Consider the following 25,141-nt stretch of genomic DNA (forward strand, 5'->3'; position numbering starts at 1 on the left):
GTTGATTGTGAAGCAGCTTTTGGAGGGAAAAAGAAAATAACAAAACAGCCCTGCGTATATGCAGGGCTGCTTTGTGCTCACAATAGGAGAGATGGTTTTTCTACTCAATCCGCATCCGCTTGAACTGTTTGAGAAGGCTGTCCTCATGGCGAATCATCCAGTCCGCGAGCGACTGCCGCAATTCGGCAAGCGTCTGCGCGTAGTCCGAGCGGTTGATCAGGTTGGTCAGCTCATGAGGGTCGCCTGCCAAATCGTAAAGCTCATCCATATCACCACAGTTAAATACGTATTTGAATGTACCTTTGCGGAGCATGCGCTGAGTGAACATGGCAGCCTCGAGGCCCGCACCTTCAGTCACGATACAATCCGGCCATTCGGATAATTCCTCTCCGGCCAGCGTCGGGGCGAACGACCTGCCGTCCGCTCCGGGCGGCGGCGATCCAGCGCCTGCGAGATCAAGAATCGTCGCATGGATATCGCAAGTGCCGACGAAGCTGGTTTCCGTCCGCGGCTCCATCCGATTGCAGGCTGGCTTGACGATGAGCGGGATGCGGCAGGTTTCTTCGTACATGAAGAATGACTTATCGCACAAGCCGCCGTGAATGCCGAGCGACTCCCCATGATCAGCGGTAAATATAATAACGGTATTCTCATACAGATTATGCTGCTTCAAGTATTCCAGCAGACGCCCGATCTGCGAATCAATGCTGCTCATAGCCCCATAATAATGTTTAATATAGGGTACAAAATCGGACCATTCCGTCGTATTCCCTTTTTTGATGCGATGAATGGACGGTTTATCCTTGTTGTCGTCGTTAAAGTTCGGCCACGGCTCCAGCTCCACGTCGCGGTACAAGTCCAGAAAGCGCGTCGGCGCAACGTAAGGCTCATGCGGGCCCCAAAAGTTTAATGAGAAGAAGAAAGGCTCCTCCCGCTGGCGAAACTGATCGATATAGTGGATTGCCCGCTCCGTCAAATAGTATTCGACAGTGGATTCGACCGGCGAGGTCAATTCCGAGGCGTAATGATACTCGAAGTGGCCGCTCACTTTATTCTCTTCCTGCCACGTAAGTCCGTTATCCCGCAAATATTGCTTAAATTGCGGGTAGTTCATCCCCCCGCCTCCGTGCCCTGCAAAATCATCACCCTCATAGCCGACATCGGTAGGCATGGACTTGATTCCGGCGGCAATATCGGGGAATCGCACATAAGCGAGATTGTCCCGCAAATAGTTGCCCATCTCCGGCCCAAAGCCCAGATGCCACTTGCCCGTATAACCGATGCTGTATGATTGCTCTTCCAGCTGCCTGCTGAGCAGCCGCGGCGTATCCGGAAGCTCCTGTACCATGCTGCCCATACCGTAGCCGTTTGTCTGCATGCCGTGCTTGAACGGGTACATGCCCGTTTGCATTGAAGCTCTGGCTGGCGTGCATACCGGGCAGCTTGTATAAGCATTTTCAAAAATAACGCTTTCATCTGCTAGTTCATTTAAATTAGGTGTCTGGCATACTTGCCCGCCGTAACTGCGCAATGTATCGACTCGCTGCTGATCCGTTTGGATGAATAGAATGTTAGGACGGCTTGGCGGTTGATCTTCTTTAAGCGGCATGGTCATGGTAGTACCTCCTCAATATCGTCTAAATAGCGCAATTAGATGTTTTGGGTTTGTCACTTCTTATATGATTAACTTATAGAGTAGGCCCGTGTAAATATGTCATTTATGCTGGGCTTGTCATTTTTCGCATCCGAACCCTCCCGCGCCCCGTCCTTATGGGATTGGCAACCATGTAAAAACGATTCCATCCAAACGAATGCTTGATTCAGGTGAATGGCAAATAGACGAAAATAGTTAATAAAACACGATTTATGCATGCGGCATGCGGCTAAAGCACATGATGTACTTTCATATATTACCTAATTAAATTAATCGTCCATTAACAAACGAGTTTTATACTAGCTGTAATGCATCGCATTATAAATGAAATAAGGAAAGGAATTGCATGCCATGGGAATTCATACGTATTTTCAATCACTTAACGATCTCGAGCGTATTATTCGTTGTCCAGGCAAGTTTAAGTTTGAGGAGCACAGCGTAGCCGCGCATTCATGGAAGGTTGTGCAATACGCCAAAACATTAGCCGATATCGAGGAACGCAATGGCGTTGCGATAGATTGGAAGAAGCTTTACGAGATTACGAGCAGCCATGATTATGGCGAAATATTTATAGGGGATATTAAAACGCCCGTCAAGCATTATTCGCTAGAGCTGCGCGGCATGCTGCAGCAGGTAGAGGAAGGCATGATCACTCTTTTTATTGAGGAAAACATTCCGGAGGAGCTCAAGCCTATTTTTTTCAAACAACTGCGCGAGGGCAAGGACGATTCCGTCGAAGGCCTTATTCTAGAAGTGGCGGATAAGCTAGATCAAGTATACGAAGCCCTTGCTGAGCTGCAAAGAGGCAACAGGGAAAAGGAATTTGTCGTTATGTATCGCGAAGCGCTTATCAAAATCAAAAAAATAAAGCTGCATTGCGTGGAATACTTTTTGGAAAATATTTTACCCGATATCGTAAAGGAAAGCTCCAATTGTCCTATCGATATCAAAAAAATTACAAATGAAGCTTTGGAGCTTTAATATCACCTTTAGAACTCGCCACTCCTCCATTGCCATCCCCTCCCCGCTTCGATTCATTCCAGCAATCTCCCTTGTTGTATGGCCTTCATTTCATGAACCGTTCCCAAAATAAACCAAAAGGGCAGCCCCATTCGGGCAACCCTACGGGGATGGGACTCGAAACCGGCATTCCGGATTCAGGGATGCAGCGGCGGTAATGCGATATCCATTCTATCGGCAATTAGCGTATAAAACTCTGGAAACCTAGCATCTGTAGGGCTTGGTATTTCTTCAAATGCCCGTATAAATAACCCCGCGGCGCCAATTGCCGTTATAATCTCGCCCACAGTCCATCCTCGTACTAATACCTTGCCTAGTTCAGAGCGGTCTTCCTCAGGCAGCAGCTTGGCAAAAGCAACTTCCCCTTCCTTAATACGATCGTCAAAATAATGGCCAGTTGGATGCTTTAGATTGTTTGTGTTCATCCATGCACGCGCGAAAGGATGAAAGTCAGTCAATATAAATCGGCCGTTTCTCCCTAGTCTGCGACGAACAACAGAGAAAATAGAATTGAGATCCGTAAAATAATGCAAAATCCCAAACTCCATCAGCACGATATCGAATTCGCCCAGCGACTCTTCGTCCGGGATATTCAAGACGTCGGAACAGATATAATCGAGCTTCACGCCCGCTGCGGCGGCAGTCTGCATCGCGTACAGCCGGTTTTCTTCAGATATGTCCACCACGGTAACATCAGCACCGAGCAACGCTAACGAAATGGCCTTTCGACCGTGCGAGCCAAGGAGGTTAACCATACGCTTGCTTGCTGGATCGCCAATATATTTCAACCAATATCGCAGATGATGCTTGTGTTCTCGCTTTAGTTCTGCCGCAAGCTCCTCTGGTGCGCCAAAATATTGTGTCCAAGCCTGATACGCTTTCGTCTCCCACGCAGCCTTGTTCGCCTTTGCCAGTTCTTCTTGCACTCGCATACCTCCCAGGTTCATTCGCCTTCAACCGAAGGTATATATTACCATTTACATGTTAATTGTCAACCTCTTTTTCACACAGCTTCACCTCAGCTTACGACAATATTAAATTTACATTTTATTTAATAAAAGTTAATTACAAGAAAATTATTCCAATGTATGATAGCTAAGAAGTTCAACTATAAGGAGGAGAATAATGAATTTGAAAAAAATGTCGTCCATGCTGTTCACGCTCATTCTCGCATTAAGTGTTCTGACTGCTCCCGTACAAGCTGCCGGAATAACGAACCCGGTCGTCAGCGGCTTTCCCGGAGCATGGAGCAAAGGAACAGAGCCTGCCGCGATCAATCCGAATAAGCCGGTCATCCTGTTCGTTCACGGTCTGAACGGCAGCGCATCCACTTGGTATCAGAGCAACGATATGTACCAGTACGCTTACAATAATGGCTATCAAACCGCATTCATTAACTTGTATGACATTACTGGCACCTCCCAAAACATGTGGACAAATGGCGAGCTTCTGGCAGCGAAAATCAAGGAAATCAGCAATCATTTTGGCAAAAAGCTCGTCATTGTCGCTCATAGCAAAGGCGGCGTCGACACTCAAGCCGCACTCGTTCACTACAATGCTTTTTCGTACGTCTCCAATGTTATTACACTAGGCACTCCGCATAACGGCTCGCAGCTCGCAGATCTGGCTTACAGCAGCTGGGCGAGCTGGCTCTCCTCCTTAATCGGTTATCAAAACCCGGGTACCTACTCCATGCAAACCTCCTACATGCAATATTTTCGATCCGTTACAAACAATCATACGAACGTTAGCAAAAATAAGTTTTACACCTTCGCCGGCAATGATTATGAATCCGGCAGTACCTCGGAGCTGTTTGGCGGATTGTTCTTGTCCAACTATGACGCGAATGACGGGGTCGTGACTGTCAGCAGCGCTCATCTGCCGAACGGAACAATGGTCAAGATCGGAAAGTGGAATCACACCAGCGTGAAGACAGGCGCCAATATGTTTTCTTTGATTAAGCCTTATCTGGTAATGCCATTAACAAGCTCCTCTAATAGGCTTAATGAAGCGGCTGCCGGAAGAGAGCAGGCTGTGCAGTCGCTGGCTGCAAGACGAGGACAGCAGAACCAAACCTTCATACGCGGCGGGCAATTTGACGGAAAAGGATCAGAAATTTTCACCGTTGAAAACAATGTAGCCTCCGTCACGATTGACTGGATCGGCAATCAAAAGCTCGATAGCCTGAACATTACTAGCCCTGACGGCTCCAGCCAAAACGTAGCCGTATCTTCCACCGCTGATGATGGCGTGCTAAACGGAGCTTGGCATCATACGGCAACGCTATCAAGACCGACAGCGGGCGAATGGACAGCTACCGCATCGAGCAATGGATCCAGCGCGTACCTGCTAACGATTTCCTATGATACAAATGGCAAGAGAACTGCAAAACTCAATAAGTCCTGGGATAACAAGAAGCTGAAGCTTGACGTTGACGGACTGAAAGACGAGAAAACAACCGTCCGATACAAAGTTGACTTTGTTAACGGAAAAAACGATCATTCCAGCAAATACCAACGCAAGCAAAATCAGTCCAAGCGTGTAAAGCAGCAGGAGTCTCTGCCCGCAACGGATGAGGTCGTTATTCCTGCCTCCGAAGGCAGCGGTGTCTATACGGTTACCGCAGAGATTGAAGGCGAAACAGATGAAGGCTTCAAATACCGCCGCACCCTCGTGAAGTCAGTGTATATGGATGAAAATGGCAACACGTATACATCATAATCCGGTGCGATAATGAGATTGCCCCTACAGGTCCATGGCCTTAGGGGCAGTCTCTTTTTTCATCTCTCGTTTGCAAAATAAAAAGTCCATGCTTTCATGGCATGAGCGACGCGTTATTCATTCATTTCGGGCTTATTGGTTTGGCGGTATTTCAGCGGCGATAGGCCGGTTATATCTTTGAAGATGCGTCCAAAATGCGTCATGCTCTCAAAGCCGACCTTCTCGGCGACATCGGCTATTTTCAAGGTGCTTCCCGTTAAGAGCTGGCGCGCTTCCTTGATTCGGACATTGTTCAAATATTCCGTGAAGGTAAAGCCGGTATTCTCCCGAAACATTTTACAGAAGTAAGAGGGGCTGATGAAAAACTTGCCGGATACGCCTTGAATCGTCTGGGTTTCATGGTAATGCTGGTTCAAGTAATCGACGATTTCAAAAATCTTTTTGTTAATCGGATTGCTCCCATTATGTTCGGCTGCGGGCAGAGTCGACGTCTTGCGGTAAATGAATATAAGCAGCTCGAAGAGCAGCGTCTTTAAATAATATTCATAGCCGGGAGGCTGCTTGATAAATTCGGCAATCATTTTGTCGAAAAGCTTCTCGATCATGCTTTGTTCTTGGCCGTTCAAGGGCATGAAGTTTTTGCCGCTTGAAAAGCTGGACAGCACATGAAAGCTGTCATTATAAGGAAACAAATCCTCGAGGAACTCCTCTTGAAACAACAGCGTAATCCGCTCGAAAGATTCCTTGCTGGAATTGACTAGCTTATGGATCTCGTTCATGTTGATGATCAATAAAGCGCCCCCGACTACCTGGTAGCTTTTATCTTCGATGAAATAGCTAATATCACCGGACACGAGATAAAAAATCTCATAGCCGTTGTGATAATGACGCGATGGCATACTTGTGTTAAATTTTCTCTCGCGACTAATGTCAAAATTAGAAGCTTCATAGAAGTTAGATTCCATAATTCTACCACCTTCGTGTAAGGTAATGAAATATATTTAAAGTAAGATATGTAGAAAAATAATGAAATAGATAAGATACGTGCTGATAATTCATATTATCATATGCTATATTGGTAAGCAATAAGGCATAACAACAGTGGGTGATGCGTAGTAAAAGATGCTGATAGGCTGGATATGCGATTAATCAAGTTAGTTTTGTTAACATTTTGTAAAGACGGGTTCAAAAATTGATGCGGGGGTTGTCATGAAAAATCCAATTACGAAAAATCGTTTTCTGATGAGTGCACTTCTTTTGTTTTCCTTTTCTACCGTGCTGTCTGCTTGCGGCGATACAGCCGGCACTCCCAAAAGCGACAACGCAGGGGGAAAAAATAACGGCAAGGAGAAAGTAGAGATCGTTTGGGTGATGGCGGCGGATCCGGATAAAAAGGCATGGCAGGACGCGACGATTTCGACCTTCGAAGAGAGCCATCCGAACGTTAAAGTCCGGCTTGAGAACATCCCGTACGATCAATTCGATCAAAAACTGACTACCTTGATCGCAAGCGGCAATGCGCCGGATGTGTGGAATCCGAATCAAGCGGACAGCGGATTCGCCACCTATATGAAGATGGGCGCCTTGAAGGACCTTACTCCTTATATCGAGAAAGGGGCTCCCGAGCTTGATACGATGGATCCAAACCTGCTCGATATTTATAAAATCAACGGTAAAAATTACGGCGTCCCGCTCGTGAGCAACGCTACTTATCTATACTACAACAAGGACTTATTCGATGCGGCAGGCCTTCCTTACCCGACGACAGACTGGGATGACCAGTCCTGGAATTTCGATGCGATGCTCGAAACCGCGCAGAAGCTGTCCCATGACGTAGGAGATGCACGCAAGCAGGTTTTCGGCTTCTCCAGCGCATTAAGCGCAAACGCAATGACATGGCTATACGGAGGGGATCTGTTTAAACCCGAGGCATATACGTCCGGCGTAATGGGAGAGCCTGATCTCATGAAGCCGGTTAACATCGAAGCGCTGCAGTTCAACGCGGATTTAATCAATAAATACAAAGCCTCGCCAGACGCAGAAACGGTAGCCGCTTCCGCACAGCTCGGCGATCCTTTCCTTACCGGCAAAGTCGGCATGTACATTTCCGGCGGTTGGGGACTCGGCTCCTATAAGCAAGCGGAATTCAAATGGGGCGTTGCGGCTGTACCGTATCACGAGGGACGCAAGGTCACGCTATACGTCGATCCTTGGAGCATCTCGGCGACAAGCAAGCATCCCGACGAGTCATGGGAATTCGTACGGCATTTGGCTAATCCGGCGGAGGGCGGCGGCGCCTACCGTTACATGAACGATGTAGGGAGAACGCCTGCGGACGCGAGCCTTTTCAAGCTTTGGTATGACAAAATGGGCGCGGAGATCGGCATGGATCCCGAAGCGTTCAAGCAGGTGCACGAAGGTTCGATCAAATACGGACGCGAAGCGGAAAACCATTTGATCGTCAAATTCAATACGGTTCTCGAAACGATGAACCAATCGCTCTATCAGGTATGGGGAGGCAAGAAGAGCGTAGAAGACGGCTTAAACGTGTTGAATGACAACCTCCTTTCACTAAATTTGGATCATTAACAGCCAGAGCTATAAGCAAATTACAGCCAAGCGGACGTCCAGCAAAAGACGGCGTTCGCCTGGCCCACGGAGGTAGCCCATGAGAAAGCTTTCGCTGGCCACGAAGCGCGAAGAACGGTCGTTTTGGTTTTTCATAGCCCCTTGGTTTATCGGTTTTATTTGCTTCACCGGGGGACCGATTCTCTTCTCGCTGCTGCTCAGCTTCACTGAATACAATGTCATCTCGCCGCCAACATTCGCGGGCACAAGCAATTACAGCCTGCTGTTCGGAGACCGGCTGTTTTACAAGTCGCTGTCCGTGACGCTTTATTACAGCGTAATGGCCGTACCGTTTACGATACTGACATCTTTGATTATCGCAGTTCTGCTTAACCATAAAATCAAAGGACAATCGCTCCTCCGTACGCTTTATTACGCGCCAAGCATCATATCCGGCGTAGCCGTTTCCTTCCTTTGGTCATGGCTGCTTAATCCGCAGTTCGGCGTCGTGAATTCCGTCCTTTACGATTGGTTTGGCATTCAAGGGCCGGGGTGGTTTACGAGCCCGGGTACGGTAGTGCCGTCCATGGTACTTATGCAATTGACGGCTTCGGGAAGCACGATGGTCATCTTCCTTGCCGCGCTGCAGTCACTCCCGGCAGATCTGTTCGAAGCTGCATCATTGGAAGGAGCAAGCGGCTTCGCGAAGTTCCGGAAAATTACGGTTCCGCTCATCTCCCCCGTCATTTTATTCAATACCATTATCAGCATGATCGGATCGCTGCAAATCTTTACGGAAGCTTACGTTATCACAAAGGGCGGCCCGGACTGGAACTCTTATTTCTACGTGTATTATTTATTCGACACCGCGTTCAAGCAATTCCGGATGGGATATGCCTCCGCCCAGGCATGGATCTTATTCTTGCTTATATTCGCGCTTACTTTCGTTTCGCTATGGGGCTCCAAAAAATTCGTCCACTATGAATATGACCCAAAGTAAAGGAGGTGCCTTATTATGAAGCGAAAAAAATCTTACAATCACGGGGATCTGCGTCTAGTAGACAAAACAATCATCTACGTTCTTCTATACGGCGGCGTTTTATTGTTCGCGTTTCCGCTATTTTGGATGCTCTCCACTTCGCTTAAGACGATCGGCGAAATTCATCGCGTCCCGATGACTTGGATTCCAGCCCATTTGCAGTGGGGCAACTATAAGCAAATTTTCATCGATGCCCCTCTTGCCCGCTTCCTTTGGAACTCGGTGTGGTACTCGACCGTGACGGTAGCTGCGGTCGTATTTTCCTCCTCGATGGCCGCATTCGCATTTGCGCGATTGCGTGCACGCGGGAGCATGCTATTATTCGGGCTTGTCCTCAGCACGATGATGATTCCGTCCCAAGTAACGCTGATCCCGCAATATTTGCTGTTTACAAAACTGCACTGGACCGGAACGTATTTGCCGCTCGTCATCCCGGCTTTTACGGCAAGCTCATTTACGATCTTCCTGATGCGCCAGTTCTATTTGGGCATTACGAAAGAATTGGACGAAGCCGTCAAGATCGACGGGGGGAGCCATTTCACGATGTATTTCCGCATCCTGATTCCGCTATCCATGCCGGCCTTTGCGACCGCGGCTATTTTGGAGCTGATATCGAGATGGAATGATTTGTTCGGACCGCTCATTTACTTGAACGACATGACAAAGTACCCGATTTCGCTCGGGCTTGCCAATTTTACGGCAGCGTTTGGAGCAACGCCATGGAACCTGTTGATGGCGGCATCGCTGATCGCGATTTTGCCGCTGCTGCTCGTTTTCTTCTTCGCTCAAAAGTATTTTATTCAAGGAATCGTTGTATCCGGCTCCAAAGGTTAATTTTATCCATTATTCATCATGAATTTATCGGAGGTATCACATGAAGTTCGACTTTCATACGCATCATGATCGCTGCGGGCACGCAACTGGATCAATCAGGGAATATATCGAGGCAGCAATCGGACAGGGACTCGATATGATCGGCATCTCGGATCATACGCCATTTTTCGCATCGGCTGAAGATCGCCCTTCCTTGACCGGGAGCATGGCAAAAAGCGATTTCCCGACTTATATCAATGAAGTTATAGATCTAAAAAAAGAATATCAAGGAAAAATAGAGGTGCTGCTAGGCATCGAAGCCGATTTTTTGCCTGAACATCTGGATTTGTACCGCTCGGTTATTGCAGCCCATCCTTTTGATTACGTCATCGGCTCCGTTCATGAATTCGCCGACATCGGCATATATGATTCAGAGTATTGGGAAGGCTTGACCGCGGCACGCAAATTGGAAGTCAAAAATTTATTCTATGATTATATCGCGCAGTCCGCGAAATGCGGTTTATATGATATTTTGGGCCATGTGGATTCTTTGAACCGCTACTTCTACGGTTATCCGGAGCTTCGCACGGAGGCTGCCGACGTCACGCTGAAAGCGATTGCCGCTAGCGATGTAGCGATCGAGATCAATTCCTCCGACAACAATTGGGTGCCGGATGGCAGTTTTCTGGAACGCGCGCTCCATTATGGGGTTAAGGTGACCTTCGGCTCCGATGCGCATGAGCCCGAGCGCGTAGGCGAGCACTTCGCCGCCATCGGCAGCCACTTATACGATATCGGCTATCGGGAATGGGCCGTATTCCGCAAGCGCGAACGGTTGATGGTTCCGATCGGTCGGTGAGCGCCATAGAAAACCCGTGGGCTATTGACCATGCCATCATCTTGCTCCGTTTGGCTCTGGCCGTATTTCTTGGCGGCCTCATCGGCTTCGAACGGGAGCAGCATAATCATCCGGCAGGGCTTCGCACGCATATTTTAGTTTGCCTCGGCTCTACGATGATCATGCTGCTGTCTATTTACGGCTTCGCCGATTTCGCCCGCGAGCCCAACGTGCGGATTGATCCGGCACGGCTCGCGACGGCCGTCATTACCGGCATCGGCTTTCTCGGCGCGGGCACGATTCTGTTCACAGGCAAGTCGATCACGGGACTTACGACGGCAGCCTCCTTATGGGTAGTCGCGGCTATCGGGCTGCAGATCGGCGCGGGATTTTATTTTGGCGCGGTTGCCGGAACGTTTCTTGTGTTCATTACTTTATGGGTTTTCAACAAAATGGAGCACCGTTTTCTAAAAAGCAAAAAAGTCAGGAAGCTTACGATTCAAGCGGAGAGTGAAGAGGAGCTGCTGGACATCGTCACGAATAAGCTTGCCAGCCGATCGATCGTTACGCAAAAAATAACGCTGCAGCGGATACGCCCGTCGCTTGAAGCGCCGCTTTGTTTGGAAGTTCAGCTGGACATCGTCGTTCCGAGATCCATGGAGCCGAAGGAAATGGTAGCTGAGATGAAACAAATCGGCGGGGTCGTCGCCGTCAGCGTCGAATAGATTGCATATTGCAAAGAAAGGGTTGATGTATTCTAATCATACATCGTCCCTTTTTTTTTGCAATAGGCGTTTTCAGGCAAGAATAGATTTTATATGCCATTATCCTATTAATTATAAACGTTAATCACTTAGACTATTTTCATAAATATCAAGGAACTTTGTTACCATTACACCTTGTTGTACAACCGCTTCATCTTTAGTTTCAAGCTGCCAGCCATATGTCATATAGTCTTTATAATTCTTATCACTGATAGGCATTAAGTCAAACTCGGCCCCAGTTGCATCAAAGCCTATTTTATAATCGATTTGAGCTTGTTGTAAGGCCTTCTTATAATCTTTAAAAATAGGCATTCCTTTAGCATTAGCTCCTATTTCATAAGCTTTGTTATCACCGAAATCGACACTCAACCGGCTTGTATCATAGTCGCCAACGACTTTTGAAGCTGAATTACAGGTGGTTAGGAATGCAAGCAAAGCAATGCCAATGACCATCGTAATCCTTCTCATCTAAATCACCACCAACCTTTCTTACAAAAAATCAAATTGAACCAATAGCTCCTGAGTGTGGTTACGTATTAGACGTTATTACACGGAAAATGTTCCAGCTTTATACAAATGATTAGCCAGAGTCTCCCTCAAGAGATTGCAGCCGACACTTGATCTGCGGGTTGTCCAGCCATTTGGGAACAACCAATTGGAAGCACAAAAAAGCGGATAACTTTGAACTGACAAAGTTATCCGCGCTTTCTCTAGGACCCTCGAACATACCTTCCGATGGCTTACTGTTTGGTAATCATCCACGTGACGCCGAATTTATCTACGACTTCTCCATAATAAGCACCCCATGGCTGAAGAGCGAAAGGATACTTGCTTTCGCCGCCCTCGCTTAGCTTGGCATATGCCGTTGCGGCTTCTGACTCATCGTCATAGTTCAAAGCAAGACTAATGCTGCGGTTATACGAAACCGACTCGAATGAATCGGAGATCATCAACGTATTCTCGCCCGCCACCGTCAAAGCCAAATGCATGACTTTATCCTTCATCGCCTCGGGCGTTCCCGGCGTCTCACCGAATGTGGTGAAAAACTGAATTTCGCCGCCAAGCGACTCGACATAAAAATTCGCCTGGCCTCTTGCATCCTCCGACATTAAATAAGAATGAATTTGCGCTCCCATAAAAGCTCAACAACCTTTCCATTTGAATTTGCCCTTCTATAAGTACGACGAATGAACAATGGTGGGATCGACAGAGGAAGTAAATATTTTTATATTTTTTTAGCTTTAAAATTTATCCGTTAGTTTGCCTTAATTAACAGCCATTCCATTTCTATCTCGAATGATTTTTCTGCTTATCACCCATCAAGTGACTCTCGTCATGTCAATAAAATTACCTTTGTCACTAACTCGGCCATGCCAAAGCATTTAAGATAAGAGTATCAAATAGATGAGGTGAGCGAGAAAATGAACGGGAGCACTTTTTATGTGATGATCGCTTTTATAGCAGCTTTGGTTTTGTGGAGAAGAACAAGAAGTATGTATAGACCTATACGGGGTAACGGGATTCGGCTGCTGATTCCTCTGTTATTCATGCTTCCTGGCCTGTCGCTGATTTTTAGCGCTAACGTGAATGAACCAGCTTGGGAATTTGGGGCAGCCTTCGGAATTGGCCTTCTATTTTCCATCCCATTGATTTGGACGACGAATTACGAGATGAGAGAAGACAATTTGATTTATTCCAAGAAAAACTGGGGATTTGTCGCAGCTTTCATAGGTATAGTGCTTATACGGTTTGCTCTGCGTCAAGAACTATCCGACATGGATCCTCAAGGCCAAACGGCATTGTTCCTACTAGCGGCTTTTGGATATATCATTCCATGGAGAGTTTTTTCGTTTATCAAATTCCGGCGCGTGGTCAACCAGTCGCATTTGGCCCAGAATTGACGCCTTTACTATCGGCTGCTACAAAACAAATTCAGCTGTAGACTTAAAACAAAGTTTGATAATTTAGAATAAAGATTGATAATATTTCCATTGCACTTACGCAATAAATCAAATCTTGTTGTAGACTAAAAAAATAAAGTATTAGGCTGACGGTGCTTCATTAAACTAACGGGCAGTGTTTAACACTAAAGCAGGATTTGGAAAATACTTGAGGAATAGTTCGGAAGGCTGATGATCGAAATGAACAGGAATGCTCCGAGAAAAATACATATTATTGGGAAAGGAGTGTAAAAATGCAGTTTTTCATAGGAATCGTTCCACCTGAAGATTACAAAGAACAAATTTCGGTATTTCGTAATAAATGGGCTAAGACATTTCGAAATCGATGGGATAATAACGGCTTTAGAGATCCTGTGGAGCCCCATATTACTGTTAAAGCCAAAAGTGGACTTACGGAGGATATGAATTGGCTTGAAAAAGTAAGAGAAACTTGTTCTTCATTTCCAATCTTCCAGTTAACTTTGTCTGAGCCAGCAACATTCGGAACAGCGGTTACATTCCTTAGCGTTGAATCGAAAGAGATATATAATCTGCATAAGAACTTGGTAGATGCGGTTTCTCCACCGCCCGAACTTATTGAAAGCCATATAGAGTTGGATCACTTCATTCCACATTTGACTTTGGGTCAAACAAAATGGGGCATGAATGAAGCAGAAATTATAGAAATGAAATTGGCTGCGAGTGAAGAATTATCTCCTTTTTCAAGCTTCGATGTTACATTCGTGCGGGTATTTGATATCAAAACAAACGCACCTTTTGAAGATATTAAACTTGTCAAGTTGTTCTAATCAGATCATTGAACTAACGGGTAACGATAGTTCAATAGAAACAAACACGGAAGCCGCCGACCACAATGATCGGCGGCTTCATTACGCTATACCAGCTAATAGCCTGTCAATATTTAATAATTAATGAAGTAAACGAAGGATGCTATACTGGTAAAAATGCATGTCAAATAACCGTCCCATAGAATTTGGGAAGGTTTTCCTCAATATCTAAACGTTGCTTATTCAGTCAAGCGGAAAGGTTCTTTCTTGGTCAAAATCGCATAAATCCAATGGATCAGTCTATTTACACAAGCGATCACAGCTACTTTAAATAGTTTGCCTTCTGAACGCTTTTTGTCGTAATAAGCTCTTATTTTCTTGTTACGTGAGCCTTTCAGTCCACACCTTACAGCTTGATATAAGGCTGTCCGAAGCCTTCTAGAACCACGTTTGGTGATTTTATTTCGGGTTGCTGTAAACTTGCCGGAAGAGAAGACACTTGGATCAATACCGGCAAACGCAACTAGTTTCTTTGGGTGATCGAACCGATCGATTTCACCGATCTCAGCTAAAATTGTTGCAGCAATTTTAGTGCCAATGCCGGGTATCGATTGGATTAAATCATATTCCAGTAATTCTTCAGCAAGGATCTCTATCGATTTATCAAGTTTTGCTAAATGCTCCTGGTACTGAAGAAGTAAATTAACGAACAGCTCCAATGAGATTAAATGACTCGGAAAAGCGGTCTCCCTGAAGGGATTTCGTTCTGCTGCAGCCATTAGTTTCTGTGCCCGTTCCAGCGACCATCTGTTTGAACTGACATGTCCAACTAGGCGTTGTATGCTTGCTGTAACGTTTTCCTCGGACATCGCTAGCACGGATTGAGACGTTGGATACTGCGCCAGGAAACGAAGTGATACCTTAGAATAAAGGTCACCAAACACGCCATGATACTCTGGAAAGACTTGATCAAGCACTGCTTGAAACTGCAACTTTACCTGGACATACATTTCAGTAAGTGACTCATGTTGCCGTGTCAGGTAACGCAGATTCATGAGATACTGACCCCGTTTTTTGTAAGGCTCCAGCTCTTCTTTGAAGAACATTTCACCCAACTGGTATGCGTCAGCAACATCCGTTTTCACCTTACGTAAATTCATCTTTTTCGCTTGGTGTGAAATTAACGGATTGATAACGATATACAGATATTGATGATCATCTAGAAACTGTATAACTGGACTATGATAATGCCCCGTTGCTTCTAACACAATGGCCGGACGCTGCCCAGTAAAAGACTCCAGGTTTTGAGTAAAACGGAGGAAGGACGCTAATCCCTCAAGATTGTGCTCAAATCGAAAGGTCTTTCCGTAGGGCGATCCTCGATCTGAAAAAGCTTGTGCATGACTTTCTCCTTTAGATACATCTAATCCAATGACAGGGTTCATTCAATCACTCCCGATATTATATTCGCCGGCAACCCCTAACCTTCTCGTCGTCCACATTATCGCATGTGATTCGGGATCATTGTCCCAACYAGCCTAATCATGGTTTAACAAGTAGGGGGGATGAACTGTATAGCTCTCGGGATCCAACTCCCACGGGCAGAAACGTTCGATCCCCGGCTACCGCTATCTTATGACCTCACAAAAATGAGGTCTACCAGAAAGATCTGGTGACCTCATAATACGAACGGGCAGGATAGTTTAATAAACTTAACGAATACTTTTAATAATGAATAAGCCCCAGATGAAATCACTTTTTGAAGGTAGGTACGTAAAAAATGAATTTTATTATAATTGGTTTGTTACTAATTATTATTTTCTTGTTGATGGATATTAAAAACAGGCTTTCTAAATCAGATTCAGCAAAAGAAATAATAAATAGAAATCGAGAAATAAGAAGAAAAAATAAAATGAACGATTAAACTAACGGGACACTATAGCTCAATAACCCATGAATAGACTGCCATGAAAAAACGCGACACAAAACTGTTATTTAAGCAGTTTGGGTCGCGTTTTTTATTCATGTAGTGTCGTGAATTAAAGCAGTTTGTGTTGGTGCACACACTAACACTTTATTTTCTTTGAACAATTGTCATTTGGAGGTTATTTTTCCCTTACCCACATAACCGGACGTATGCCCAGTTTAGTATCCACCCTTCGATGATAGATCTGATAATCAGAAGAAACGATGCGCGCTTTGTCGGTACTGCTATAATAAGGGAGTGAGAGCCAATAATCACTTGGCAAAACAGAAGCGGTTTTAGATAGGTCAAAAAGCCGCTTCACATCATCTACGGTCGGCAATGTTAAATAAGCAGAGTACATCTTCCGAAATGCCCGATTGCTGTCCTGTGAAGCATATTTAATAGGCGAAAACCAATAATGAGGCCGGTCTCCACTATCGGCTCTCATCCAGTTTTTTTCATTAGAAAACGCAGGATATTCGGCATATTGAATGCGAGCCTGCTCGTCTTGCGAGAACCAACTATCGATTTTGGCATTCAAGTCTTTCTGTATGCTGGCTTGTATATAATCGTTAGAGCGTTCATCATACACACTACTGTATAGCGCGTCTTTAGCGATAACCTTTACCATACTGTTGCTTTTCTCCAAAACAAACCATTCGATGGGTTTGCCTTCTATGCTCCCCAGCGTAATCATTTCCGGTTTGCCGGGATAAAAAGAAATGACCACCAACAAAGCCACGGAGACAATGCCAACACGTCTAAAAGCCCGGCTATTAAAATTGAGATTATCCAATAACAAAAGGATGATCAGGATATCCAAATGTACATTAAATAAGAACATATGCTTTTGCAAATCGGCGTTTCCGTTGCTTACGATGGGGACAATGAATTGCCCTGCAGCTGCACCTAAGAGTGCCAACCTCAGCAAGATACTGTACAAGCTAGCCCTTTTCCTAAATAAAACAACTAAATTAGCTATAGAGAGAGCAAATACCATGCATAGGAAAACAGAAGCAAAACCAGAAAAATGCTTTCTAATACTCTCCCAAAGATTAAATCTGAATTCAAACAATAAGTCTGCTTGCTCGTTTGACAATTTCATGTTGGTTAAATAGGTAGGCCTTAGAGGCAAAGCCGCTTCGGCACTTACATCCAGCTTTTCGGCAAAAAAGGCAGGATGGGTCAAATAATATTTTAAAACACTGAATTTGCTTGCTCGGTCAAAAAACAAAGACTGAAAGTTTGAATCATATATATTATAGGGATTCAAGGGGGCTCTCACGTAAGCATTTAAGGATTCCAATTTGGACAGTTCCGGTGGTAAACCCAGATCTTTAGTGGACTGCTCTGTCGCTGGATTATTGTATAAAACGCCAAAAAAAACGGCTTGAAACGTGGTAGCCTTTTTCATCCATTTGGGCGCTTGGTTCGCGTAACTGTATGATGCGAGAAGCATAATAACTATTGAAGTGCAAATGATGATTTTCTTCTTGAGCGTTTCATTTTTGATCGCATAATAAGCGAGGGGGACGGACAACAACAAAGTTGACGGGAAGTTGGCCGGTTTTGAACCGGAAAAGACAAAGAGTGACAGCATTAATCCTATGTACACAATATAGCTGTTTTTATTCTTTTCAAGATACAAAAGCTGGACAAAAGATAGAATTAAAAAAATAAGTGTCGTGGCTTCTCCATAAAAAGAATTGAAATAAACCAAATAGCCACAGTCTAAAAAAACAAATACAAAAGCAATCTTCACGGCAATATTGGCGTATTTATTGTCTTTCCACTTATTCTTCAGAAATAAAACGAGGGCAAATGCGTAAATAATAATATATTGAACGGTTTGAAAGAAAAGGTTAAACAAGCTGGTATCGCGATGTAAAAGCTTGTTGGCTATGGCGTTAAAAAATAGGGCTATTTTAATAAAGTAAAATTGCGTGGAATAATATCCAGCAGGGTTGTCTTTGACGGGTAGAAATATATGATTAAAATACTGAATAATTCGAGAAGGATTGGATATATGATACCAATCTTCAGTACTTAAATACCTTATGTCATGGACAGAGGTCAGCCCAAACGCTCTCGTTGTCCTGTCAAAGTCTGAATTATCTGCAAGCCCTATGAGCGTTGGCGCATAAATCAGCAAGGAAATAGCGGTCACAATGAAAATAAAGAGAGCTAGCATCCGTACAAACATTCAATCAAGTCCTTTATATAAAAGTGGCTTCTCAAAATTTGCCCCAAAATGTGTTAACTCATACGATAAGTGTGTAGTTACACGATAGTTAATGATGATTGCCGAAACAGAAGGCTTTATTGAATAAACCGAAAAAGATGATCTGAAACAGACTACCTAGAACTTGAGATGACGAAGAAAGGGGTTTGGTTACTGGAGTCCAACCGCTAAGGCAACTGCTCACTTTCTTTATTAAGCTAACGGGCAGTTATGCGTGACAAAGTATGTAGCAGGAATGTATTGGAAAGATGGCGAATTATTTTGTTAAAAACTCTATAGAGGTGTTTTATGCTAGATCAAGAAGCAATCATCCGAATTAATAAAAGCGGTTGGGATAAGGTATCTGATCAATTCTTTGTAGGCTCCTTTGACGTTTTGCATTACGGTTCATATGCACCTACGGAAAAGGAATTGAATTTATTTGGGGATATTCAAGATAGCACAATATTAGAAATAGGGTGTGGGAGTGGTCACACTTTAGAGTATCTAGCGAAACATGGCGCCCGCGAATTGTGGGGTGTGGATTTATCTGCTACACAAATTGAAACAGCAAGAAAAGTTGTTTCTAACTTGAATACACCGATTACTTTTATTGAGGCACCTATGGAGGAAATACCAGGATTACCATTAGATCATTTCGATAAGGCCCTATCAATTTATGCCCTTGGATGGACAGTGAATTTGCAGAAGACATTATCAAATATATATCGGAGTCTGAAGCCTGGTGGAGTATTTGTTTTTAGTTGGGAGCATCCAATTCACAGCGTTGTCGAATACACAGATGATGAATTGAAATTTAGACGCTCATATGTGAAGGAAGGATTCGAAAAGCACGAATCATGGAGAGATACACCAATCGTGATGCATAATAGAAAAGTTAGCACCTTTGTTAATGAATTGATTGACGCAGGATTTGTTATTGATAAAGTAATCGAGGAATCAAACGTCGATGAAAATGATACCTCTAATCCAAATAAGTGGTATTCAGGCGTAAAGGCAAGGATAATACCTTCAACATTAATTATAAAAAGCCACAAACCTTAAAGTTGTTGAACTAACGGGAAACGTTAGTTMAAACAAGGACGGACACTATACAAACGAAGAAGGAGCTGCCGCGGCAGCTCCTTTTTACATCTTCACACAAAATAAAGATTTTTGTACATATGTACTGATAGGCGTTAAGCTAACGGGCAGTTATTTTTCAATAGCTCTTGTTTTTATGCTCGAGACAATGGTAACATTTAACGGGAACATGTGTTTGTTTTTTGTATATTCCAACGGATAGGGGGAATAGGCGTGGTTGAAATCATTGAAAAAGAGCAATTTTCGGTTATTGGAAAATTAGGAAAGGGGTTTGCTAATGAAGCTCCCCAATGGATACCATCATTATGGAATGAAGCAAATAGTAACTTTATTGAGATAAGCAACCTCGCCATCCATCATCATGTGCAAGCTACTCCCGTTTGTTTCGTTAAGGAGCCGATGTGTACATGATCCAATTGACGAAGCGCCAGGCACGGCAATTTCTGCTATTGAAGCACGGGCTGTTGGGCGAATATCAATTTACCGGAAAGCAGGGAGTATTGGATTTTGTGCGGCAGGTCGGCTGTATTCAATACGATCCCATCGATGTTTGCGGAAAAAACGCCGAACTGGTGTTGCAGTCGCGAATCAAAGGATTTACGAAGAACATGCTCGCCGAGTTGCTGTATCAAGATAGAAGCCTTGTCGATTATCCCGACAAGAATTTGGCCATTATTCCTGTCGAGGACTGGCCGTATTTTGAGCGGTACAGGCAGGCCGCCCGACAACATGCCAAGCGCTATCCCGAAATGGAAGCGTTGATAGAGCAAGTACGGGCTCACATCCAAAATCACGGTGCGCTAAGTTCGGATGATCTAAAATTGGATGGAAATTTCACTTGGCAATCGATCATCCACTGGAGCAGCGGAAACAATTCATCCCGGTCGGTGCTGGAGCAGATGTACTCGACAGGCGAGTTGATTATACATCACAAAAAAGGAACGCGTAAATATTACGATATCGCCGGGAAGTACATACAACCAAATCTGCTGAATGCACCGGAGCCGCTGGAGGGCGAGCATGAGCATCACAAGTGGCGGGTACTGCGTCGAATCGGCGCTGTTGGCCTTTTATGGAATCGCGCATCCGATGCCTGGCTGAACATATGGGGATTGAAAGCGGAGCAGCGCAACGAGGTTTTCCGCCAACTGTTGTACGAAGCTCGCATTGTTGCTGTTGCCGTGGAACAATTGAAGGATATACTGTACTGCCGCGCGGAGGACTTGCCGCTTATTGAAGCCGTTCTGAAAAATCCGGCGCCGAAATGGCGCTGCGAACTGATTGCCCCATTAGATAATTTCATATGGGACAGAAAACTGATCAACGTATTGTTTGGATTCGATTACACCTGGGAGATTTACACGCCTGCAATCAAACGGAAATTCGGCTATTATGTGTTGCCTCTAATATACGGAGAAAGCCTCATCGGACGAGCCGAGGTAATCGCGGAGCGAAAAGCCGGGACGCTCGTTGTTAAAAACATCTGGTACGAGAACGACATAAAGCCAACAAAGCAATTGCGAACAGCCTTGAACAATTGCTTTCAAAATTTTGCATTATTCAACGGATGCGAGATTTCGACAGAGTTTATGAACTGATATTCCAGTTCCCCGGTAACATTTGCCAAGCTACTAGATCCTCTTTTGGTAATTCGGTTCACTGATGCTGTAAACTTACCAGAGAAATACACACTGGGGTCTACTCCCGTGAATGCGAAACTTGATTCCATGACAAAAAGGAGATGTTGGATATGTATAAACACATTAAAGATTTTGCCGCAACTTGGCAGAATGAAACGGAAGCAACAATGCGGACACTGGAGCTGCTGACCGACGAGTCTCTTGGCCAACAGATAACTAGCGATCATAGAACGCTTGGATGTGTTGCATGGCACCTTGTACAGACGTTGCACGAAATGCCATCTCGGACGGGACTGTCTTTCGAAGGACCGGGCGAAGATATGCCGGTGCCAGCTTCGGCAGCAGACATCGCGTCAGTCTATAAGAGGACCTCACAAGCGCTCCTTGATGCTATACAGTCCAGTTGGAAAGATGAGAATCTGCTTATCATGAGCGATATGTATGGTGATCAATGGCCAAACGGCTTAATGCTGGATATTCTCGTAAAGCATGAGATTCATCATCGTGGTCAGATGACAGTCCTGATGCGTCAGGCAGGCCTTCGTGTGCCGGATCTTTACGGCCCGACAAAAGAGCAGTGGGCCGAGTACGGAGCGCTACCTCCAGTAATTTAGAGTAAGATTATATCCACTTGGCCGTTTGGCTATAGTTGGATTTATAAGTATTTTATCATAGGATTGAAGGTGGCGGCTTGAATCATAGACAAGAGGATACCATCTGACTGAAACTGTTGATTCTATTGAACTAACGGGTAAGTTGAGCCACGCGGATTGAGGTTAAGATTTATTGAACTAACGGAGAACGATAGTTGAATAACAAAAGGGCTGTCTGGTGGCAGCCCTTCGTCGTTAAGTTCAGTTTTTATCAAACTTTATTTTAAAAATACTTGGTCTCCTTAACGAAAAACCAAGGGTATGTAGCTTTAAAATTATCAAACTTTATTATAAAGCTACAACAGCCGCCCTCTCAAGAGGGCAGGCTGCATTTGTTTAATGGCTTTGATTGGATGGAATGATTCGAATATCCTTATCCAAATTGGCAAGCATCATGTAATTGCGATTGAATGTAAAGATGCGTTTTACCTGATAATAGGACATGGTCACAGCCGTGAATGCTTCGCTGAGCGAGAACCGGAGCTCAGGCCTGTCTATAAGCAATCTGCGCGATTCCCTCTCAAACTCAGGGCCGCTGGAGATGATCTCCAGCTTGCCTCTACTCACTGCCTTATCAATGGCATTCAGAAAATATTCCGCCTGCTGATAGCTGTATTCATTGCGAAGCCATTCGTGAAGATCAAATATAATGGAGTTGGTAGTCACGTAATTACGTTCAAGATCATGCAAATCCAGGAACAGGGAACGAGCTTTCGCATAGCGGGGGTCATCAGGGTTCATCAAAGCGGCTAAAGCCGTTTCGTCCAGAAAAATGGTATCCTGAATGTTCAAGTAATCTTCCATAGGTCAGCACTCCTTAATCCTCTAGTTTGCAAATACCATCCAAATACAGAAGTGGGTTATCTTCCTTTTGATCCACTGAGATGGGGGTTGATTCGTACGGGACGCTTGTCAGGTATTGGACAATAATACCATTGACGACCGCTTGCACGGTTGTATGCTGCTTATCGGCGATTGCTTTCAGTTCAACGTAATATTGCGGATTGAGCTCTATAGTTTCTTCTTCTTGTTCTTCACTTCTTGAGGAAATGAATTCGGAAGCGGTAGATTTCGCTTTTTCAATGAAGCGTTTGTAATTATTCATCATCGTGACTCACTCCTTATGCATAGCTTTTATAAATATTCGTCAAATTTTGTCGATTTCAGGGGGTAATGTTAGGTGAAAAGCTAGCATTCCAAGGGCGAAATGTTCAGGGCACTCTTTAACAGAGTGCCTATTTTCCACTTCATTTCATAGATCTACAAATCTATATCTACCGCTGTCTAGAGCGTCCTTCCATATTAGTTATGCCCAACAAAAAATAGCTGTTCCAATATTTGCGTGGTGACTTTCCTGTGAAAATATAAGTAATATGGAGGGGCCTAATCAGATAATTGAAACGGTACTTTACCGTATTTCAATGATTTGTACGGGGGACGCATTTTCGCTGATGGCCTTATTCAGACAATCAGCTAGGGGTGAATTTTGAATACTCATTTCGTTACCAGTCGGAATGATGTAGAAATAGGGTTTCCTCAACCCGAACCCGACAACTAACCTCGGAGGCAATACATTTTCTAGGAGGAGCACATGTTAAAAAAAACGATCTTTCGCAAGGGAGTAATTACTTTAACTACCGTCATTGCATTAACTGGAGCAGGACAAGCTTATGCTTTTGCAGCCTCCAACAGTGAATCCAAGGTATCAACTACGTCGACTGCCTATAGCGCTCAACAAGCAAATCTTGATAAATTAATTAAAACGGGCAAAACACAGCTTGGCGTTACTTGGCGTCATGGCATGCAGCGACCGGGATATGGCTTTGACTGTTCGAATTTCTCTTCCTGGGTGTATAAAAACGCACTAGGCATACAGTTCTCCAGCTCATCGCGCCAACAACGTTACAACAATATTGGTACTCAGGTGATCATTGACTCGAAAGACAAATTCAAAAATTTGCAAGTTGGAGACCTGTTATTCTTCAAGAACTCGAAAGACCGTGGTGACGGTTCATTAAACCGTTCTACAAGCGGCGGCGGCGGTCATGTCGGCATTTATGCCGGCGCAATCAACGGCAAGCATTATATCCTCCAATGCGGCGGTGGACGTGGTAAAGTAACGTTCGAACCCATGGAAGGCACATGGTTCAGTCAATCTCTCGTTTATGCAAAAAGAATTGTCAAGTAATTCATTGTGAATTTTGCTCTAGCCGAAAATACACTTCCATTTTGATGGGGTTGATCTGGGGATCAACCCCTCTTTTATTTTAATTCACACCGAACTGATTTTTCTGACCAACAAATTACACTGGTGCCGAGGATGCTTTCCAACGGAACCCTTTACCGAGTTTCGCCGCCTCGTCTATTGAGCTAACGTTACCCGATACCGCATTGACCAATCATAGCTTATGGCACGATTCACCGGAGCTTAACTAATCATAAAGCAGTATGTTATTAGTACAAGCACATACATTCAATGGTTCATAAGATATCCTATATTATTTCAAGGAGTGATCTTATGGCTGCCACAGTTAATTGCGTATTACTTCAAATCGCTAGATTATCTGCGAAATTAGCAAAAAACGTACAATTCAGAAAGAAATTCGAAGGTATTATTGGCGACACACAAACAGGCACAAACAAAAGAGTGCTGCAAATGAGGGCGCTGTTGAGAGCAGCTGGTTTTAAATCTCCAAATCGGGTACGCATATTTAATGATCTTGGAGAAACGCCAAGGGTAGTAATCTCTTATGATGCAATAGACGCCAAATTACAAACAAGCGTAACCCTCTCCTTTACTTTTCAATTGAATCCCGGACCGTAACAATTAGCAAAGGACACCAATTAGGTGTCCTTTGCTGTATTTCTTGTAATACGGTTCTCCGCGTTGCCTGTAACAGGTTGTTCGTAAAAGAAATAAGAGGGCGCCTTACCCTTCTTTGAAAGAGCCACAATTCCCCCTTAACGCAATAGTTCCCACTCTTGATTACCACTGTTCCTCTAGCATCATGTCAGCCATTAAGACCTGCCACCTTCGGAATACCGAATGCCTCATCTATGGTAATTTGTACAAATAGCCCTTTAGCCACGTGCAACAGCCCTTTAATTAATAAGAGCAGGCTGCCGCTGAACAGCACCCCGTCAAGTAGACAGTACAAATAATAAAAACAGTTAAGCGGCCTTGCTCCTGAATTCCATAGGACTGAGGCCGTTTAATTTTGCTTGTAATCGTTCGTTATTGTAAAAATAGATGTAGGCTTCGATGTCTCTCTTAAGGTCCGCAAAGGTTTCGTACGTGTGTAAATAATACTTCTCACATTTTAGAGTTCCCCAGAAAGATTCCATTGGTCCGTTATCGATGCAACGACCAACTCGGGACATGCTCTGAGACAACTCGTTTTGGTCCAATAAC

Annotated in this window: 25 protein-coding genes, 1 pseudogene and 1 riboswitch; of the genes and pseudogenes, 15 read left to right on the forward strand and 11 right to left on the reverse strand. The window is 44.5% G+C overall.

What is annotated here, in order from left to right; all coding sequences use genetic code 11:
- Window positions 1-100: 100 nt before the first annotated feature.
- On the reverse strand, window positions 101-1,615 hold the full coding sequence (locus ADU23_RS07535) for a sulfatase-like hydrolase/transferase (RefSeq protein WP_231637334.1): 1,515 nt from the start codon (window positions 1,613-1,615) through the stop codon (window positions 101-103).
- 390 nt (window positions 1,616-2,005) lie between these two features.
- Here ADU23_RS07535 and ADU23_RS07540 point away from each other — a divergent pair, with 390 nt between their 5' ends.
- Window positions 2,006-2,635 (forward strand): YfbR-like 5'-deoxynucleotidase, encoded by a 630-nt coding sequence (locus tag ADU23_RS07540; protein WP_053373181.1) that lies wholly within the window; start codon window positions 2,006-2,008, stop codon window positions 2,633-2,635.
- 176 nt (window positions 2,636-2,811) lie between these two features.
- On the opposite strand, the gene ADU23_RS07545 is transcribed toward ADU23_RS07540, so the two are convergent.
- Complete coding sequence (locus ADU23_RS07545) at window positions 2,812-3,600, reverse strand: class I SAM-dependent methyltransferase (RefSeq protein WP_053373182.1); 789 nt, start codon at window positions 3,598-3,600, stop codon at window positions 2,812-2,814.
- Between the two features lie 199 nt (window positions 3,601-3,799).
- On the opposite strand from ADU23_RS07545, the gene ADU23_RS07550 reads away from it, so the two are divergent.
- On the forward strand, window positions 3,800-5,395 hold the full coding sequence (locus ADU23_RS07550; RefSeq protein ID WP_053373183.1) for an alpha/beta fold hydrolase: 1,596 nt from the start codon (window positions 3,800-3,802) through the stop codon (window positions 5,393-5,395).
- Between the two features lie 113 nt (window positions 5,396-5,508).
- Here the strand turns inward: ADU23_RS07550 and ADU23_RS07555 are convergent, their stop codons facing one another.
- A complete protein-coding gene (locus ADU23_RS07555; RefSeq protein ID WP_053373184.1) occupies window positions 5,509-6,360 on the reverse strand; it encodes an AraC family transcriptional regulator in 852 nt (283 codons plus the stop codon).
- Between the two features lie 244 nt (window positions 6,361-6,604).
- Here ADU23_RS07555 and ADU23_RS07560 point away from each other — a divergent pair, with 244 nt between their 5' ends.
- The 5 genes from ADU23_RS07560 (at window position 6,605) to ADU23_RS07580 (ending at window position 11,378) form a co-directional block, all read left to right on the forward strand.
- Window positions 6,605-7,984: an ABC transporter substrate-binding protein gene (locus ADU23_RS07560; RefSeq protein ID WP_053373185.1), complete on the forward strand. Its 1,380-nt coding sequence runs from the start codon at window positions 6,605-6,607 to the stop codon at window positions 7,982-7,984.
- 79 nt (window positions 7,985-8,063) lie between these two features.
- Entirely contained in the window at window positions 8,064-8,963 is a 900-nt protein-coding gene (locus ADU23_RS07565) for a carbohydrate ABC transporter permease (protein ID WP_053373186.1), read from the forward strand.
- Between the two features lie 15 nt (window positions 8,964-8,978).
- Complete coding sequence (locus tag ADU23_RS07570; protein ID WP_053373187.1) at window positions 8,979-9,836, forward strand: carbohydrate ABC transporter permease; 858 nt, start codon at window positions 8,979-8,981, stop codon at window positions 9,834-9,836.
- A gap of 40 nt (window positions 9,837-9,876) precedes the next feature.
- Window positions 9,877-10,674 (forward strand): histidinol-phosphatase, encoded by a 798-nt coding sequence (locus ADU23_RS07575; RefSeq protein ID WP_053373188.1) that lies wholly within the window; start codon window positions 9,877-9,879, stop codon window positions 10,672-10,674.
- A 5-nt stretch (window positions 10,675-10,679) separates the two neighbouring features.
- Window positions 10,680-11,378, forward strand: coding sequence for an MgtC/SapB family protein (locus tag ADU23_RS07580; protein WP_053377524.1), 699 nt, complete (start codon window positions 10,680-10,682; stop codon window positions 11,376-11,378).
- Window positions 11,379-11,498: 120 nt separating this feature from the next.
- Here ADU23_RS07580 and ADU23_RS07585 read toward each other — a convergent pair whose 3' ends face one another.
- Together ADU23_RS07585 and ADU23_RS07590 are read right to left on the reverse strand one after the other, a co-directional pair.
- On the reverse strand, window positions 11,499-11,870 hold the full coding sequence (locus ADU23_RS07585) for a hypothetical protein (RefSeq protein WP_231637335.1): 372 nt from the start codon (window positions 11,868-11,870) through the stop codon (window positions 11,499-11,501).
- 287 nt (window positions 11,871-12,157) lie between these two features.
- Window positions 12,158-12,553, reverse strand: a complete 396-nt coding sequence (locus ADU23_RS07590) for a VOC family protein (protein WP_053373190.1) — start codon at window positions 12,551-12,553, stop codon at window positions 12,158-12,160.
- A 309-nt stretch (window positions 12,554-12,862) separates the two neighbouring features.
- Here ADU23_RS07590 and ADU23_RS07595 point away from each other — a divergent pair, with 309 nt between their 5' ends.
- Window positions 12,863-13,318 (forward strand): CcdC family protein, encoded by a 456-nt coding sequence (locus tag ADU23_RS07595; protein ID WP_231637583.1) that lies wholly within the window; start codon window positions 12,863-12,865, stop codon window positions 13,316-13,318.
- 293 nt (window positions 13,319-13,611) lie between these two features.
- A complete protein-coding gene (locus ADU23_RS07600) occupies window positions 13,612-14,166 on the forward strand; it encodes a 2'-5' RNA ligase family protein (protein ID WP_053373192.1) in 555 nt (184 codons plus the stop codon).
- Window positions 14,167-14,384: 218 nt separating this feature from the next.
- On the opposite strand, the gene ADU23_RS07605 is transcribed toward ADU23_RS07600, so the two are convergent.
- Both ADU23_RS07605 and wsfD read right to left on the reverse strand, forming a co-directional pair.
- On the reverse strand, window positions 14,385-15,590 hold the full coding sequence (locus tag ADU23_RS07605) for an IS110 family transposase (protein WP_053373193.1): 1,206 nt from the start codon (window positions 15,588-15,590) through the stop codon (window positions 14,385-14,387).
- Between the two features lie 660 nt (window positions 15,591-16,250).
- Window positions 16,251-18,314, reverse strand: coding sequence for a glycan biosynthesis hexose transferase WsfD (gene wsfD / locus ADU23_RS07610; protein ID WP_053373194.1), 2,064 nt, complete (start codon window positions 18,312-18,314; stop codon window positions 16,251-16,253).
- Between the two features lie 327 nt (window positions 18,315-18,641).
- Here wsfD and ADU23_RS07615 point away from each other — a divergent pair, with 327 nt between their 5' ends.
- From ADU23_RS07615 to ADU23_RS07625, 3 genes are all read left to right on the forward strand, one after another.
- Window positions 18,642-19,397, forward strand: coding sequence for a class I SAM-dependent methyltransferase (locus ADU23_RS07615; RefSeq protein ID WP_053373195.1), 756 nt, complete (start codon window positions 18,642-18,644; stop codon window positions 19,395-19,397).
- Between the two features lie 252 nt (window positions 19,398-19,649).
- The gene (locus ADU23_RS07620) at window positions 19,650-19,847 is read left to right on the forward strand and encodes a hypothetical protein (RefSeq protein WP_053373196.1); all 198 of its coding nucleotides are present in this window, start codon (window positions 19,650-19,652) and stop codon (window positions 19,845-19,847) included.
- Entirely contained in the window at window positions 19,844-21,034 is a 1,191-nt protein-coding gene (locus ADU23_RS07625) for a winged helix-turn-helix domain-containing protein (RefSeq protein WP_053373197.1), read from the forward strand. The genes ADU23_RS07620 and ADU23_RS07625 overlap by 4 nt, the downstream gene beginning before the upstream one ends.
- Before the next feature lie 26 nt (window positions 21,035-21,060).
- Here ADU23_RS07625 and ADU23_RS34195 read toward each other — a convergent pair.
- Window positions 21,061-21,150 (reverse strand): annotated as a pseudogene (locus tag ADU23_RS34195) (transposase); the annotation flags it as partial.
- A gap of 36 nt (window positions 21,151-21,186) precedes the next feature.
- Here ADU23_RS34195 and ADU23_RS07630 point away from each other — a divergent pair.
- Entirely contained in the window at window positions 21,187-21,690 is a 504-nt protein-coding gene (locus ADU23_RS07630) for a DinB family protein (protein ID WP_053373198.1), read from the forward strand.
- 375 nt (window positions 21,691-22,065) lie between these two features.
- Here ADU23_RS07630 and ADU23_RS07635 read toward each other — a convergent pair whose 3' ends face one another.
- Complete coding sequence (locus tag ADU23_RS07635; protein ID WP_053373199.1) at window positions 22,066-22,533, reverse strand: type II toxin-antitoxin system VapC family toxin; 468 nt, start codon at window positions 22,531-22,533, stop codon at window positions 22,066-22,068.
- Window positions 22,534-22,546: 13 nt separating this feature from the next.
- A complete protein-coding gene (locus ADU23_RS07640; RefSeq protein ID WP_053373200.1) occupies window positions 22,547-22,837 on the reverse strand; it encodes a hypothetical protein in 291 nt (96 codons plus the stop codon).
- A 291-nt stretch (window positions 22,838-23,128) separates the two neighbouring features.
- Window positions 23,129-23,313: riboswitch (cyclic di-AMP (ydaO/yuaA leader) on the forward strand.
- A 7-nt stretch (window positions 23,314-23,320) separates the two neighbouring features.
- Between ADU23_RS07640 and ADU23_RS07645 the strand changes: the two genes are divergently transcribed.
- A complete protein-coding gene (locus ADU23_RS07645; RefSeq protein WP_053373201.1) occupies window positions 23,321-23,917 on the forward strand; it encodes a C40 family peptidase in 597 nt (198 codons plus the stop codon).
- 330 nt (window positions 23,918-24,247) lie between these two features.
- Entirely contained in the window at window positions 24,248-24,553 is a 306-nt protein-coding gene (locus tag ADU23_RS07650; RefSeq protein WP_053373202.1) for a hypothetical protein, read from the forward strand.
- Window positions 24,554-24,900: 347 nt separating this feature from the next.
- Here ADU23_RS07650 and ADU23_RS07655 read toward each other — a convergent pair.
- Window positions 24,901-25,141 (reverse strand): transposase (locus tag ADU23_RS07655; protein WP_442950603.1); only part of this gene is annotated, 241 nt, incomplete at its 5' end.

Source organism: Paenibacillus sp. FJAT-27812, from assembly GCF_001273905.1.
In the GTDB taxonomy this organism is placed as follows: Bacteria; Bacillota; Bacilli; order Paenibacillales; family Paenibacillaceae; genus Pristimantibacillus.